Raw genomic sequence first — 16,288 nt, 5'->3', positions numbered from 1 at the left:
AACCAGATTTTAAATCAATTTTAAAATACAAAAATAATAATGATAGATATATCGAAAGAAAATATTTAATGCGATTAATGAGTTAATTAAATATTATAAATTTCTTTATTAAACAGAGAGATAAAGTAACGGGAATAACGGCACAAAACAACATCGTTTTGTGGTTAATTATCGATATAATAGCGACGGTTTTTAAGAAAGATTAAATTTATTCTTGGTATAGGTCTGATCCATGAAGCATTTCCGATTTTCGATATTTTTTACGGTGGTGTGTTTAGCACTATCCGCTTACTGGGGTTTTACCCATGGACCTGAAGCGGGCGTGTCAACCATGCTTAAAGCTTTAACCATTACCGCGATTTTAGCTGTGATGGAAGTTTCTTTATCTTTTGACAATGCGGTCGTGAATGCATCGGTTCTACGTAATTGGGACCCGTTCTGGAAAATGATCTTTTTAACGGTAGGTATTTTAATCGCCGTTTTTGGTATGCGTCTGATTTTCCCAGTCGTGATTGTTGCAGTGACTGCTGATATGGGTGTTATTGAAGTAGCCAAAATGGCACTTAATGATCCGAAAACCTACTCTGAACGTTTAATGGCACATCACGCTGAAATTTCGGCTTTTGGTGGAACATTCCTATTATTGGTTTTCTTAAACTTCTTCTTTGATGACGAAAAAGAAACGCATTGGTTTAGATGGCTTGAATCTAAACTTGCAAGTTTGGCAAGCGTACCGGCAATGTCTGTCTTTATTGCTCTAATTGCGATGTTAATTATGGCAGCAAATGTTGATGAGTCGCAGCGCCTTGTGGTGACTATGGCTGGTATTTGGGGCATTGTGGTTTATATTGGCGTTGAAGTATTAAGTCATATGTTAGGTGGTGAGCCTGAAATTGACGAAGATGGCAATGCTATTATGAAAGATGGATCGGGCGCGGCTTCTGGCGTAGTTAAAGCGGGTATAGGTGGTTTCTTATATCTTGAAGTATTAGATGCATCATTCAGTTTTGATGGCGTGATTGGTGCTTTTGCAATTACTAGCGATGTTGTCGTGATTATGCTGGGCCTTGCGATCGGCGCTATTTTTGTCCGTTCAATGACAGTTTACCTTGTTGAAAAAGGCACACTAGATGCCTATGTGTTCTTAGAACATGGTGCGCATTATGCGATTGGTGCCTTGGCATTCATTATGATTGCAAGTGGTACAGGCGTACATGTACCAGAAGTTGTTACTGGTTTAATTGGTGTAGCGTTTATTGTTTGGGCGGTTATTGCTTCAATTCAATATTCAAAGCGTGAGCAACAATCGCCTTAAGCTAATTTTCAGTAAAGTTCGATAGAATAAAGAGGCTAAATGCCTCTTTATTTTTTTAAGCCCAAATCGTTATTTTAAATAAGGTGTTCCGTATTTTTAGAAACGAATCGGCTTATAATTTACCTAGTTTGATAACGTGTATTGATATGATGAATGCTTTGGAACGTCGCTCAACTTTTGCCTTAAGTAGTATTTTTGCACTACGCATGTTGGGCTTGTTCATGATTATTCCTGTCTTTTCTGTAGTTGGGCAGTCATATCAATATGCGACTCCAGCACTCATTGGTTTGGCTGTAGGTGTCTACGGCTTAAGTCAGGCGATTTTGCAAATTCCATTTAGCTTACTGGCTGACCGTTTTAGCCGTAAACCACTTGTGGTCTTTGGTCTACTACTGTTTGCGATTGGTGGTGCAATTGCGGGTTTATCTGACACGATTTATGGCGTAATTATTGGCCGTGCTATCGCTGGTGCTGGTGCAGTTTCAGCGGTCGTGATGGCGCTTTTAGCCGATGTGACGCGTGAAGAGCAGCGTACTAAAGCCATGGCTGCAATGGGCATGAGTATTGGTCTGTCTTTTGTAGTGGCGTTTAGCCTTGGGCCTTGGCTCACAAGCCTTGTCGGCATTTCTGGCTTATTCTTTGTCACGACCATTATGGGCTTAATTGCGATTGCGATGTTATTGCTTGTACCTAAAGTCACTCGTCATCATCGCAATTATCAGCAAGGCTACATGGCACAGCTTAAGCAAGTCATTCAAATGGGTGATTTAAACCGTTTGCATGTTTCGGTTTTTGCACTGCATTTATTACTGACCGCCATGTTTATTTATGTGCCTTCACAGCTCATCGAGTTTGCACATATTCCTTTAGCAAGTCATGGTTTGGTGTATTTACCGCTATTAGTCATTAGCCTGTTTTTTGCATTTCCAAGTATTATCATTGCTGAAAAATATCGCAAAATGCGCGGGATTTTCTTAACAGCAATTACAGGCATTATCGCAGGTTTGCTGCTGCTCATATTTGGTTATCAATCCAAATATGTATTACTTGCAGGTCTAGGTATTTTCTTTATTGCATTTAATGTGATGGAGGCTTTATTGCCTTCTTGGTTGTCGAAGTCTGCTCCAATTCAGTCAAAAGCAACTGCTATGGGCGTCAATGCTAGTAGTCAGTTTTTAGGCGCTTTTTTCGGTGGCACGCTAGGTGGTCAATTATTGATGTTACATAATACTGCGATTGGATGGAGTGTCTTAGCAGGGATTGCTATAATATGGTTGCTAATTAGTTTTGGTTTAGCTCAGCCGCGGTATTTGTCATCGATTGTGTTGCCATTGCCGCAAGTGCAACAGGTGAATGAGTGGACCACACAGCTATTGGCAATTCGTGGTATCGAAGAAGTTGTGGTGATGCCTGACCAGCAAGTTGCTTATATTAAAGTCGATAAACAGTCTCTAGATGATACTGCGCGACGTGATTTAACGCAGTTGTTCGGTAAAGAGGTAGCCATTTAAGCATAACTCTTATAAAGTAAAACATAGAAATGTATAGGATGAAGACAGCTAATGCGTGGTGTAAATAAGGTTATTTTGGTTGGTACTTTGGGTCGTGATCCTGAAACAAAAACTTTTCCAAATGGGGGCTCGTTGACCCAATTTTCAATCGCGACAAGTGAAGCTTGGACTGATAAAAATACCGGTGAACGTAAAGAACAAACAGAATGGCACCGTATTGTTTTGCATAACCGTTTAGGGGAAATTGCTCAGCAGTTCTTGCGTAAAGGTTCTAAGGTTTATATTGAAGGTTCACTACGTACACGTCAGTGGACAGACCAAAATGGCCAAGAGCGTTACACTACAGAAATCCGTGGCGACCAGATGCAAATGTTAGATGCTCGTCAACAAGGTGAACAAGGTTTCGCTGGTGGTAATGATTTTAATCAACCACGTTTTAACGCACCTCAACAAGGTGGTAATGGTTATCAAAACAATAACAACCAAGGTGGCGGCTACGGCCAAAACAGCGGTGGTTATGGTAACCAAGGTGGTTTCGGTAATGGTGGAAGCAATCCTCAAGCGGGTGGTTTTGCGCCTAAAGCTCCGCAACAACCAGCTTCTGCACCAGCTGATTTAGACGACGATTTACCGTTCTGACACCTACTAGAGACCATGTTTTGTAAAGTTTATAAAATTATTCTTTATTAGTAGTTAGTTACAAAAGAAATTTACAGATACTAGGAATGGTTCTGTAAATTTTTTTACTTATGATTTATGATATTTAATACTTAGATATTTTGTTAAATAAAGCCATGATGTTTGTTAAAAGATTTGTAATGAGTGGTGGTGAGAGATTCGCTGTTCTTTTGAATAGTGATGGTGTTCCTATGACTTATCCAAATTTATATACGATCATTCATTTAAGAAATCGTGGTCAATCAATCAATACTATTACAGCTATTCTAGAAGATATTAAGTTGCTGTTTCAGTTATTGGATAAGTTAGGAATTGATTTGGAACAAAGGATTAAAAATAAAGATTTTTTAAAATTAAATGAAATCGAAGCTTTAGTAAATTTAACCAGTTTCAATCGTAGCCGATTAAGCGGGACAGCTTCAAAAAAAAAGATCATAAGTTTTCCAAAAAGTAATAACAAAGAGCGAGCTAGAGCAAAATTGGTTGTTACTCAGGACTATGTATCCAAACAATTGATATATCGGCGGTTAACTAATTTTGCCGAATATATTGGGTGGTTTGAGACGCATCTTCATTCATCTGCAATAACAAGTACAAAGCAGTTTTTAAAATCTCGTAGACCTCGTAAGTCCATGGATATTCAGGCTGAATACAAATCTTTTGATACTGATCAACTAAATAAAATTTTAAAGGCAGTTGATCCTGATAATCAGAACCGTATTTGGACTTCAGATTACATTACTTATAGAAATGAGCTGATTACCTATTTGTTTTTATATCTTGGGTGTCGTAAAGGTGAATTATTAAATTTAAAAATTACAGATATAACACCCTCTCAAGGTGGTACGTCGTATCTTACTATTAAGCGTAATCCTCATGATGGAAGTGATTCTAGGCTATATCAACCGTTGGTTAAAACCAGAAGTCGATCAATTGCACTCAACCAGAATCTAAAGAAAAAATTGGATACTTATATTCTAAATCATAGATCGACAGTGCCTAATGCAGAGTTAACAGACTTTTTGATCTTATCAAATAAGGGACAGCCGCTTTCAATTAATGCACTGGACAAAATTTTTTCAGAAATTTCTGAAGTCGTTTTATTCAATGTGCATGCACATGCATTTAGGCATACATGGAATGATAAATATACAGATAAAGTTCAGACTTTAATTAAATCTGGAAAAATAACGGAAGATCAGGCTGAGAGAGATCGTGCGTATCTGATGGGGTGGATACCTAACTCACAAAGTGCAAGAAGATATTCAAGACGTGCAGAGAATAAACGTGCTGTAGAGATTGGCTTAGGTATCCAAGAAAAATTTGAGGATGAAAATGAATAAATCAATTCGAATCGATAGTTTAGATAAGTCGCAAAATAAGTTTACATCATTCAAAGGTTATGAGTTTAGTATCGATGATCAGAAATGGGTATTAGATATCAATAAAACTATAGATATCTCTCGGATACGAAATTATGAGTTTTCTGTCCAATCAGATGTGATCATGACTTTAGTTCATTTTGCTAAGTATAGTTCAAGTTCACATACAGCAAACATGTGCGAATATATTGGTAAATATTTTGATATTACAGAAGAGAATCATTTTTCAATTAAAGGTCTTTTAAATTATAAAAATTTCTATTCGGCAAAAAAAAATGAATACAAAGTAGCTATGCTACGAGTATTTTTGAAGAAACTATATGATTTGGGTTATTCCTCAGTAGATGATGAAGTTTACGATCTAATGGATTCATGGAGATTGAGTGGCAATGAAAAAGGAGCAGCAGTCCTTTCCCTTGATCCAGATGAAGGTCCATTTAGCCCATTTGAATTTCAAACAATTATCACTAGAACCAATGAATATTTAGCAGAAAATAAGATTTCCTATTATGAGGCTGCTCTAATTCGTGTTTTTTGTGCGACTGGTAGACGACCTATCCAAATTTCAGCATTAAAGGTGAAAGACCTATACGTGTCGGATAAATATAATTTTAATGATAAGAATGAGGTTCATATACTTAACATTCCTAGAGCTAAAGTTAGAGGTGCTAGTGGATTCCGATTTGCTTTTAGTGAAGTGGGAATTCGTGAAAGTATCGCTCAAATTTTATTCGAACATATTCGGATTCTGGAACAAACATTGAGTAATGCAATTAAACGAGAATTATTGAAACATGAAGTAGATGAATTACCATTATTTTATGATCTTGAAAAGCTAACAAACTTGGATTGGAGCAATAAAAAGGAAATTTCACAAATTTTACCGAATGAAATTATTCATTTGCCTACGGTTCAATTAACTCAAAAGTTAAAAGATGCGGTAAGAAAGCTTGGTGTTCGTTCAAGGGAAACAGGTGATCCAATATTTGTTAATGCTTATAGATTTCGCTATACGCTTGGAACAAATGCAGCTAGGCAGAAAGCGGGTGTGAATGTCATTGCAAAGTTGTTAGATCATCATGATACGCAAAATGCTCACTGTTATGTGCAGAGTGTGCCCGAAATTGCACAGCAAATATCATCTATAATGGACGATAGTTTACGCAAATATGCAGATGCTTTTCAGGGGAAAGTTGTAAGAGATGAGATTGAAGCCCAATCACAAATTAAAGATGCGAATAGAATTTCTTCTGTAGAACAAGATTGTGACGTTGGTTCATGTGGTACAAATCAATACTGCAATGATTATGCACCAATCGCATGTTATCTGTGTAGCAAGTTTATGCCTTGGGCAAAAGCACCTCATCATTTGGTTCTAGAGCAATTAATTAAAGAGCGAGATGATCTAATTAAGATGGGTTGTAGTCTTGAAGTCGCTGCCGTTAATGACCGTACAATTATTGCCGTTCAGCAAGTTATTGATGCTTGTAAGGAGTTCAACCATGGATAATTTAATATATTTTCCATCTGAAAAAATCCAATCTCCTTACTCTGAAATTAAGCGGTTTATTGATTTTGTTAAACAGTTATCAGAATTGAATGAAGATATTAGATTTCATGAGAATTATTGGAAAGGTGAAGTAAACTTTGTCAAAACAGGTATTTCATCCAAAGATAGATCACCTGAAAATCTTTTGCATCATTCAATTCTAGAATTTGCCAAAGCGTATGTTAAGTATCAGAGAATTAAGAGTAAGTTAAAAACCCAAGATACAATTCTTTCAATTCGGGCAATAGAACAAATATGTTTAGACCGATATGGTGAAGTTGATTTAACTAAATTGGTTATTGCAGATTTTGACTTAGCTGCTGAAAATGCAAAGGAAAACTATAAAGCAAGTTCTGCTTATCATGTGGGTAGACACCTAAAGATTCTTTTAGACTTTCTTCGCCAATTAAAAATATTAGCTTTACCAGATTGGAAAAGTCCAATTAAAAAGCCTTCTGAAAAATCAATTGTGTTAGATGCAGAGTCAGAGGAACATCGAGCTTCTAAACTTCCTGATGAGGATGCGATTTTTGCATTAGCTGATATTTTCTCGCGGAAAGATTCAGAACTGTCAGATAGAGATATTTTTGTCACCAGTGCTGTGAGTTTGCTTCTAGCTGCGCCTGAACGAGCATCAGAGCTATTTTTCTTAAAGCATAATTGTATCCATGAGGAAGAAGTCCAAACGCTTTCTAAGAGCAGTTTAGGGCTTATAGCAGATGATTCCAATATAGAGAAAGTATTAGGTATTAGGTGGTATGCTCAGAAAAATTATGGGCATGACATTAAATACATTCCAAGTGCCATGATCCCAACTGTTCAATTAGCAATTAAACGATTAAAAAAAATTTCTGAAAAAGCAAGACTATTTGCATCTCTGTTAGAAAATAGTGATAAGTTTCCTCGACATGAATTATGTCCAGAAGTCTCTGATGAGCAACTGTTAACAAAAAAACAAGTATTGCAAGCGCTAGGTTTTGATGAGTCAAATTATTCGGATACAACAACAGCTAGAACTTCAGGCAATCAATTCTTGGCAGTAAGAGGTTTAGAAAGAAAGAATAATATATATAGTTTGAATGATTTGAATGAATTGATAAGAAGTCGCTTACCTGAAGGCTTCCCTTATGTACCTTTTAGTACGGGTAATGGTGTTCGAATTAAATGGTCAGAAGCCTTATTTTCTTGTTTTACCTTCCAATTTCGCAAGAATACTTCTCCAGTATTGACAGAGTTGTGGATGCCACATATTGATACTTTAAATGAGGATTTAGCACCTACTAGGAAAAAGAAAAAAGGAAAGAATGAATTGGTTGAAAGTAACTCAATATTTCAACGGTGGGGATATGGTGATTATAGTATGACCACCCATCAATTTCGGCATCTTCTCAACACGATAGCAAATACTAATGGGATGGATAGCATGTTACTCGCTAAATGGTCAGGGCGGGCTGATATGAAGCAAAATCGAGTATATGACCATACTTCGGTTGAAGATCGTAATTTTAGCTTAATTGAGATGCAGAAGAATGAGGTTGGTACAGTAAATACTGATAGTACATTTACATTCCAAATAGCTACACCTCGAACTCTGCAGGAGTTAAATACTAAAACAACATTATCCATGCATACCACTGAATTTGGACTTTGTACACATTCTTATATTGATGAACCCTGTCTAAAGTATAGAAATTGTCTTAATTGTACAGAGCATGTCTGTATTAAGGGTGATGAAGAAAAGAAAAAACGGCTTCAAGATCGACTTAGAAAAGAAAAAATCTTATGGGCAAAGGATGAGGAAGCTGTTAGTAAAAATATCACTGGTGCAAAGGTCTGGCTAGAGATGAGAGAACTAACAATTAAACGTTGTGAACAGATGATTGCCCTACTCGATGATCCAAACATTCTTGATGGAACGCCTTTAAGTTTGCCGCCTTCGGAACATGTTACACATCTTGATTTAGCGTATCAAAAAGCAGGTCGTAAACGTATCCCTGTTATTGAGAATACTCAACGGAAAAAGCTTGAAGAGCAGTCAGTTTTACATGATTCTTTATCATTGGATTTATGGAGCTAATATGGCACAGCATCTAACAGATCAGAATGTACAAGATATTGTTGAAATTCTTGATTATTGGTCGCCAAATGAAAAGTTAACGTGGGAGAAATTATGCAAAGCAATTGAAGTACAACTAGAGATTGTACCTGCACCAACTCGCCAAACCCTACAAAAATTTGAAAGAATTAAGAATGCTTATGATCTAGGAAAAAAATCTCCAGCAGCATTAAAAATCTTAAAAACCAAACAGCAAAAACTTCCTGCAAGTTTGAAAATAGCTCAAGTCAAAATTGATGCATTGGAAAGTAAGTTAGAGAGACTAGAAAAAGAGAATTCAATGCTTTTAGAGCAGTTCGTAGTTTGGCAATACAATGCTCATAAATATGGGGTGAGTATTGCTAAACTAAATGAGCCGATGAGTAAAAAAAGTTCTGATTGAATTGGTCAAGGTTGCTTTGCAAAAGGCAAGCCAGTCCAAATGAGGTACGCCTTTATTCAGGACAATCAGCACATATGGCCTGTTCGTCGTTTATGTTCGACGTTAATGGTTCCAATGGTCAGCGTTCTCCATTAGATTATGAAAAGGTCCATCAAAAGATGGTTATTTGTGCCTAGAATTTTGGTGGCTATTCAAGAAGATTAAAGTTTTAACTTTTCAAAGAGATCAGGCTAGGCGAATTCTTACTTGTTAGACCACCAGAAATAGTCACATAAGCTAATTTTGCCGACACCTGATGATTCATACTTACACCACGCCCTGCTGCTTCCAAGGCTAGTTTTTGATGAACAATGATGGAACACGAACAACAAATCGACCACTATATTAACCAAGGGGGTCAGTTTTTAAATGCCGTTAGGGGGGTATTACCCTTGAGCTAAATAATAAGCTAATTAGAATGGAAGAACAGTAAAAGTGTCTACTAGCTATTAATATTATTGGTGGGTTTTTAAATACTTAATAATTAAAAGCCGAGATTAACTCGGCATTCTTTGTCGAAAATCAAGAGCAAATTCAGCTTCACTTCGGGGTTCTGTGTTGTAGAATTTGAACCCTAAGCATTTGACTTCTTTGTAGCCATGTTGTTTGACTTCATTTAAGAAATCAACATAGTTTTGAGAGTCATCGTGATCTGCATCAAAAGTAATTTCGCATTCATCAGCCAAACTAATCAAGACTTCTTCTTTCCAAGCATCTTTTTCTAGTAAATGACCGCCTTTTGGCTCAATTAAGCATTGATAGTACATTTCACCATTCTCTGCATCGTTAATAACGAGCATGTAGTCAGGGCTGAATCTACGACCATCTTTAGGGCTGAATAACCAATAGTCGAGTTCATTACGAATCAGGTAAATCTCTGCATCGTTATAGCGGGTTTTGAGTTCATCAATTTGAGTCGCAATAAACTTCACAAAGCGTTTCTCTTCACTTGTGCCATAGTTTTCACTGTACGCATACCAATCCGCAGTATGAATATCAAATTGCAGGTCAGGGTTGTCATGGCTTGATTGCGCTTTTGCACGTTCATCAGGCGCAATGACCCCTGTTTCACCGTTGGCATCCTGAGTAGGGAATGCAACCAAGTAAATATTCTTTTCCTGTTGGAAAATAGAGGACAGCGATTTTGGCTTAAAGAGATGACTTCCCGTGATCTTAGGCATGTGCCGATCTATGGCTTTACGCACTTCGGGTAAAATTATACCCACCAACAATTGCAGTTTTTCATGGGCTTCAAGCTGATGAATGTCTTTCCCCTCTGAATATGAATATTTAATTTCATATAAAGGGAGATAGTTTTCGATCAATTCATCAATGCTCTTTATTCCAACAATATGATTTTTCAGGTTATTGAAGCGGAAAAAGTTGTTTTCTGCCGACATTAACGCTTTGCGAATGATCAATGATGAAAAATACTTTTCAGTGAGATGAATCGTTTTATATCGAATACCCGCCTGAATATTGTTTTGTTCAGCATCCGTTAAACTTCTTGTATGAAGCCTGTACGTACTCGCTTTGATTTCACGTTTAAATGTGGCATCAATTTCCGTATCCGTTGTTTTGGTGCGGTACAATTGCTGATTAACCAAGACAAAACCTTTTTTATAGGTTTCGCTTTGGAGAAATTCAGACTTGAGCCTAATTGTCCGTTTCTCCATGCTCTGATTGACAATGCCTTCATCAAGTAGGGCATGTTGCAGATTTTCTAGGAACGTGCCTGTTTTTACAAAGTGATAGAAGAAAGTTTCTAAAATGCGTCCATGCTCATGCGGGGCATTGTCAAATTTGCGCTTGAACGGGTCAAACTCATAGCCGTGTTCTTCATCAAACAATCCACCACTTCGAGAAATCTTATAGGCTTTTGGTAGTTTATATGGGCACAATCTTGCGCCACGACCTATAAGCTGAATGTCCTGTAAAGATACTTTTTTGGTTTCAGAAATATCAAAATGAATGATGTCATAAAGGCTGAGGACATCCCATCCCTCATTGAGCGCATTGACAGAAAAAATTGCTCGAATAACATTTCTAGGGCTATCCAATAGTGGAAGTAAGTCAGCTTTTTCTTTTTTCTGACTGTTATACGTCATACTGTTATCTTCACGGAAATGCATTTTGATTTCTGCAATGAACGCATTTAAACCGTCAGGGTCTTGAGCTGATACCAAACCTGATTTACGCGAACCAATCCAACTAAACATCTGCGAGATAAAGCGGTTTCGATCTTCCTCTATTAAAGATTGTTGAGTACCTACACCTAGATTCTTTAAATAGTCTAAATCTTTTACTTTTAAGGAGCTAACGACTTTATGGAAAAACTCCCGATCTTCCTCACTTTTAGCAATCTTTGTTGATTTAACTAAGATAATCGGATTGATGTGAACATTCATTTCTCGTTCAGCAAGCAATCTGCGGTATTCGCTCAAAACCACCGCATTAATAACCAATAGCCGCTTTTGATCTTCAAGCTGTGTTTCTTCGTTATAAAGGAAACTTACTGCCTTGCTGTATCCATCCTTATTGAACTGTAGAAAGTCATAACGATGAATTAACTTGTCACGGTATTTTTTATGGATAAGCGGGTTTTCTAAATCTACGGTAGCAGTAAATTCTAATAACAGGTTATTAGGTCGAGCATAGATTGCAGATTGAACGGCAGTTTCCCAATTTCGTATATCCTCTTCATCTGTTTTCTTGAGTTTTTTACGGGTATCTACATTGAGACGATGAGCTTCATCAGCAATGACAACTACTGCGTTATCCGCAAAATCCTGAGAAGTTAGGCTGTTTTCCTTATCTTCTGTCAGACGGTTGTATAAAAGCGCAGTGCTGAAAAACACGAAGTTAATTGCATCTTTTTGAGCATCCTGAAAATGATCAATTGCACGAATACTGATTGTCTTACCATTCAATTTAACTCCTTTAGGGTTAAATAGGTACTTGGCGAACTTATAATCAGTAAAGTTTTTTATTGCCTGATCTTTAATCTGTAATTGATGCACCAAAAACATAAAATTACGGTAGCCTTTTTGGTACAGGTACAAGATTGCAGCAGCCATTGTTAGCGTTTTACCTGTACCTGTTGCCATATTAAACAGCAGGTGTTTAGCTTTGCTTGGGTCTTGCTCAAACAGCCAAATAAAGTGCTTTATGGCAACTTCCTGATAGCCCCGCAACGTCTTTGAAAGATTGTCGGTAATATAAGATGGCAATTGATAATCTCTGACCCATTCTTGATATTCAGGATTCGATTCAATTTGATTGAATAAGAATTGTTCCAACGTATCTTTAACTTTGGTTTTTATTCTCTTAGCCATTATTCGCTCCATAGAATAGGTCAGTTAATGCCATCTCTTGTTCTGTAACTTGGTAACGACTATCACGCATATCAGCGTAGTTAAGATAAAGTTGGTTTTCGTCTAAAATACTAATTAGCAATTCTTTGCGTTGATCTAAATCAAGCGCACGGAAATTTTCATCTCTCTCAAATTCATCTTTATCAAACCAAAACTTTAAGAAAGCATTTTTAGCCATTTCTCTGTAAACTTCATCTAGCTCACCTTTACTATTAGCTACCATAATTTTGTGTACAAAATATTGGTTATATTTTTTCAGCTCGAAATAAACAAATGAACCACCACCTTGCCAATTCACCTCCTTAGAAATGCCACCTTGATCGCCTTCAACAACTTTCTCTAAACGAACTTTGGAAATATCTTCGATGTAATTCATCTGTTCGATACCAATCCATCTTCGTCCCATTTTATGAGCTACAGCACACGTTGTGCCCGAACCCAAGTGGTAGTCAAGAACGATGTCGTTTTCTTCGGAGAAATGCTTAAGAATAATGGTTAATAATGCTTCGGGTTTTTTCCCACTTCTAAAGTCTGCATCTCCCTCTAAGCGACAATTACCAAAACTTCCCGCTAAATCATAAAAACTTGGCATAGGCGTAGTTTTGGTTGATTGAGGATTATTTAATTGATCTAAAGGAACACCTTGATAATATTTTCCTTTAGTTGCATTCTCTCTTTTAGCACCCGTAAAGTATCGGTAATCAAAACGATCATCACCAATACCATAAACTTTATACATTGCCCCAAGCCCATCAATTTGACTGCGACCTGTGAGATAATCTCTGAAAAAACGACCTGATGAATTTCCATCTAGAATTGTACCTGATGCCCAAATTTCCTTAAGACCAAATTCTGATGCTTCACGTTGTTCAATTACATATTGATCTTTATTAAAGACCTCAACTTTCTTCCCACCAAGCTCAATAACTTTTCCTTTACTTAGTTCTTTGAAGTAGTAGCAATATTTATCCAATCCACGTTCTTTTCCATCTAAAATTGGTTTTGCTAGAGGTGATTTTCTATAAATATGAATCTGTTCAATTTCTTTATGAAAATCCATGTCTGATTTTAGTGTTTTATCTGAATAACGCACACGAATGTATAAAGTGGTTAAATAGTTTTCTCGACCAAAAATTTCATCCATCAGTACTTTCAAGTAGGCTTGTTCATCATCATTAATTTGACAACAAATAAATCCATCATCTTTGAGTAATTTTTTTGCTACTTCTAAGCGGTTTCTCATGAATACCAACCATGAGGAGTGATTAAAGCTATCGTTATACTTAAAACTATCACTTTCTGTATTATAGGGTGGGTCAATGTAAATTAGTTTAATACTTCCTGCTAATCGTTCACTTAAAGAATGTAAAGCAAGTAAGTTATTACCTTTAATTAGTAAATTTTCTTGTAAATTACCTTGTTCATCAAAAAAATCTATCTGTTCATTTAATGACTTAGTTGCTGTATGTCCTTTTGAAACATATTCTAAATTTGTTAATACTTTTGGTTCAAATAAAGTATCAATATCCGTACCATCAATTTCTTGATGTAAAAAGCGTTCTTCACGACCTGTATCTTCTTTGCTCATACCCGCTTCAAGCACAGTGTCTTTAAAGGGGAAACTTAAAACTACATCATTATTATTATTTAAAAAACCAATTTGGTCTTGGCTTGTTGAATAAAGTCCAATTTTATTACTAAAACGAGTATATCTGCCTTTTTTGAGTGAATTATCAGACATGAATAAATCCTATTTTACTATTAAGTCAAGGTTAAAGTCGTATTTCTTTACAATCAATTGCTTTGAGTATTTGAAACATAAAGATTGCTCCAAAAGTTCCTCGATTGATCTTGTTACTAATGTTTTGAGGCGTTTCGGATACACCTATTTCTTCTAGCATTTTTGCTACGTCAATAAGGTTTAAATTTTTCCGAGCAATTTCTGCTTTGAGTATGCCTTTCACATATTTTTTCCATTCTTCATCATTCACATTTCAACCTCGTTAATTTAAAGCGATATTTGATGTCATAATACTATATAAATCATTATTTATGATGATTCAAAACACTAAAATATGTTTTTTCTTTAAAAATTTAAATTATCATATATGATGATTTAAATTTTTAATTAGTGAATTGATAAATACGAAAATTAAGATGTCACTAGGTGAAGAAGTTGAATACCTTTTACTACGTTTATTCTAAAATTTTGTCCATGATTTCTGATGAATCATGGATATTTTGGATATTAATTTTTTCTTTAAAATACATTGATTTATAAATTTCCATAGTTATTGTTGTAATCCTTACACGTGCACTGGTACATTCATCAATCGATTATTGCAATCAGGCTTAATCCCTGCTGATCGTTTGACCTATAAATATAAAAACGAAATCCACGCCAACGAGATCGTTCTATTGGCGTATTACATTATAAATTTTATAATTCTGAGCTAAATCGTATTCAACCATTAATTCAAGCTCAACCGAATATAGAGATAGGTGATTTGATTAACAATGATTCCACGAAAACTAGTTGTACTAGAGCATTGAAAAATGATTTAAAAAAATCTAAGCATCTAAGTTTTGATACTGCTTCAATTTATACAGCTACATATAGACCATTTACAAAATCTTGGATGTACTTTAATCGCAGATTAAATGAAATGGTGTATCAAATTCCAAAAATATTCCCAATATTAGATTCAATAAATTTAACAATTTCACTAACAGGTACAGGCACACCAAAAGACTTTTCTTGCATTATCACCAATTCAGTTCCTGATATTCAATTACATGCAAATGATCAATGTTTCCCTCTTTACCTTTACGAAGAAACATCAACAGAAAATAAGGCTGATGACCTATTTAGCCATGCTGAAACTAACACGACAGATGGAAAATATGCTCGGAATGATGCGATCAGTAATGAAGGATTAAAGCATTTTCAAGATGCTTACCCGACTGAAACGATTAGCAAGGAAGATATTTTCTACTATGTGTATGGCTTATTACAAAGTGAAGATTATCGTAGTCGTTATGCTGACAACCTTACCAAAGAGTTACCACGTATTCCATGCGTGAAAAAAGCCAAAGATTTCTGGGCATTCTCTAAAGCAGGGCGAGATTTGGCACATTGGCATTTAAACTATGAAACTGTAGACCCGTATAAAGCTAAATTGGACTTGGGCAATAAATCATTAAAGCAGCTAGAAGATAAAGACTTCTATGTGACCAAAATGAAATTCCCGAAAAAAGACCAAAAGGATACGGTGATTTATAACAATGCCATTACTATCCGTGAAATACCGTTAGAGGCTTATGACTACGTGGTAAACGGTAAGTCTGCACTTGAATGGGTAATGGAGCGTCAAGGCGTTTCTACACATAAAGACAGTGGTATTGTGAATGATGCGAATGATTGGGCAATTGAAACTATGGGTGATGCTAGATACCCATTGGATTTGTTCTTGCGTGTGATTACAGTAAGTTTGGAAACAATGAAGATTGTGAGAAGTTTACCGAAGTTGGATATTTAGAAATATAAAGCCATTTAGATTTATCTAAATGGTTTTTTACTATTTATTACAGTTGATTGTTTATTGTATGTTGCTGATATACAAATACTCTTATATATTTCAAATATCTAAATGGTCGGTTAAAACCCTACTATTGCTCACACTGTTGTAAACCATTGGTTCGCTCGACAACACAGAAATGTGCATCAGAACAGAACCATGAGGATGGACTGGCTAGTCTTATCACCGATGAGAAGAGCTATTACCATTTGAATGGATGTAACAGTCCCCTTGCTATCATTACTTGGGGGGTACTTGGCTTTTTCAAGATGGTGGGCGTGGGGCTACGGGCGGTTTGGAGAACCGATATTCTCTATATTGTCAAGTGGTTGTTTCAGTTGGTTTTGATATTTTTGTCAAAAAA

At 36.1% G+C, this 16,288-nt stretch carries 11 protein-coding genes; 8 read left to right on the top strand and 3 right to left on the bottom strand.

From position 1 onward, the window contains the following. Positions 1 to 232: 232 nt before the first annotated feature. The 7 genes from B806_RS0107750 to B806_RS0107720 all read left to right on the top strand — a co-directional run bounded on the left by B806_RS0107750 (position 233) and on the right by B806_RS0107720 (position 8,933). Positions 233 to 1,315 carry a DUF475 domain-containing protein gene (locus tag B806_RS0107750; protein WP_017387546.1) on the top strand — a complete coding sequence of 361 codons (1,083 nt, stop codon included), beginning with the start codon at positions 233 to 235 and terminating at the stop codon, positions 1,313 to 1,315. Between the two features lie 146 nt (positions 1,316 to 1,461). Beyond that, positions 1,462 to 2,826 (top strand): MFS transporter, encoded by a 1,365-nt coding sequence (locus tag B806_RS0107745; RefSeq protein ID WP_023187735.1) that lies wholly within the window; start codon positions 1,462 to 1,464, stop codon positions 2,824 to 2,826. Positions 2,827 to 2,877: 51 nt separating this feature from the next. Beyond that, a complete protein-coding gene (gene ssb, locus B806_RS0107740) occupies positions 2,878 to 3,465 on the top strand; it encodes a single-stranded DNA-binding protein (RefSeq protein ID WP_005066890.1) in 588 nt (195 codons plus the stop codon). A 155-nt stretch (positions 3,466 to 3,620) separates the two neighbouring features. Further along, positions 3,621 to 4,847: a site-specific integrase gene (locus B806_RS0107735; RefSeq protein WP_017402838.1), complete on the top strand. Its 1,227-nt coding sequence runs from the start codon at positions 3,621 to 3,623 to the stop codon at positions 4,845 to 4,847. After that, positions 4,840 to 6,396: a site-specific integrase gene (locus B806_RS0107730; protein ID WP_017402837.1), complete on the top strand. Its 1,557-nt coding sequence runs from the start codon at positions 4,840 to 4,842 to the stop codon at positions 6,394 to 6,396. Before B806_RS0107735 ends, B806_RS0107730 begins: the two co-directional genes overlap by 8 nt. After that, complete coding sequence (locus B806_RS0107725; RefSeq protein WP_017402836.1) at positions 6,389 to 8,512, top strand: integrase; 2,124 nt, start codon at positions 6,389 to 6,391, stop codon at positions 8,510 to 8,512. Before B806_RS0107730 ends, B806_RS0107725 begins: the two co-directional genes overlap by 8 nt. Before the next feature lies 1 nt (position 8,513). Then, entirely contained in the window at positions 8,514 to 8,933 is a 420-nt protein-coding gene (locus tag B806_RS0107720) for a hypothetical protein (protein WP_017402835.1), read from the top strand. Between the two features lie 536 nt (positions 8,934 to 9,469). On the opposite strand, the gene B806_RS0107715 is transcribed toward B806_RS0107720, so the two are convergent. Genes B806_RS0107715 through B806_RS0107705 form a run of 3 tightly spaced genes read right to left on the bottom strand, consistent with a single transcriptional unit; the run spans position 9,470 to position 14,337 of the window. Continuing rightward, positions 9,470 to 12,307: a DEAD/DEAH box helicase family protein gene (locus tag B806_RS0107715; RefSeq protein WP_017402834.1), complete on the bottom strand. Its 2,838-nt coding sequence runs from the start codon at positions 12,305 to 12,307 to the stop codon at positions 9,470 to 9,472. After that, positions 12,300 to 14,087 carry a site-specific DNA-methyltransferase gene (locus tag B806_RS0107710; RefSeq protein WP_017402833.1) on the bottom strand — a complete coding sequence of 596 codons (1,788 nt, stop codon included), beginning with the start codon at positions 14,085 to 14,087 and terminating at the stop codon, positions 12,300 to 12,302. The genes B806_RS0107715 and B806_RS0107710 overlap by 8 nt, the downstream gene beginning before the upstream one ends. 31 nt (positions 14,088 to 14,118) lie before the next feature. Then, positions 14,119 to 14,337, bottom strand: coding sequence for a DUF6471 domain-containing protein (locus tag B806_RS0107705; protein WP_017402832.1), 219 nt, complete (start codon positions 14,335 to 14,337; stop codon positions 14,119 to 14,121). Positions 14,338 to 14,763: 426 nt separating this feature from the next. Here B806_RS0107705 and B806_RS0107695 point away from each other — a divergent pair, with 426 nt between their 5' ends. Then, entirely contained in the window at positions 14,764 to 15,885 is a 1,122-nt protein-coding gene (locus B806_RS0107695) for a type ISP restriction/modification enzyme (protein WP_171061160.1), read from the top strand. Positions 15,886 to 16,288 lie beyond the last annotated feature (403 nt).

The organism is Acinetobacter sp. TG2027 (assembly GCF_000302435.1).
Classification (GTDB): Bacteria; Pseudomonadota; Gammaproteobacteria; order Pseudomonadales; family Moraxellaceae; genus Acinetobacter; species Acinetobacter pittii.
Note: the sequence above shows the minus strand (reverse complement) of the source record. Positions and strands in the feature narration are given on the sequence as shown.

Bases quoted from the DNA above. Each gene is read 5' to 3' on its own strand.
- B806_RS0107750 (WP_017387546.1), top strand. From the start codon at position 233: ATGAAGCATTTCCGATTTTCGATATTTTTTACGGTGGTGTGTTTAGCA.
- B806_RS0107745 (WP_023187735.1), top strand. From the start codon at position 1,462: ATGATGAATGCTTTGGAACGTCGCTCAACTTTTGCCTTAAGTAGTATT.
- ssb (WP_005066890.1), top strand. From the start codon at position 2,878: ATGCGTGGTGTAAATAAGGTTATTTTGGTTGGTACTTTGGGTCGTGAT.
- B806_RS0107735 (WP_017402838.1), top strand. From the start codon at position 3,621: ATGATGTTTGTTAAAAGATTTGTAATGAGTGGTGGTGAGAGATTCGCT.
- B806_RS0107730 (WP_017402837.1), top strand. From the start codon at position 4,840: ATGAATAAATCAATTCGAATCGATAGTTTAGATAAGTCGCAAAATAAG.
- B806_RS0107725 (WP_017402836.1), top strand. From the start codon at position 6,389: ATGGATAATTTAATATATTTTCCATCTGAAAAAATCCAATCTCCTTAC.
- B806_RS0107720 (WP_017402835.1), top strand. From the start codon at position 8,514: ATGGCACAGCATCTAACAGATCAGAATGTACAAGATATTGTTGAAATT.
- B806_RS0107715 (WP_017402834.1), bottom strand. From the start codon at position 12,307: ATGGCTAAGAGAATAAAAACCAAAGTTAAAGATACGTTGGAACAATTC.
- B806_RS0107710 (WP_017402833.1), bottom strand. From the start codon at position 14,087: ATGTCTGATAATTCACTCAAAAAAGGCAGATATACTCGTTTTAGTAAT.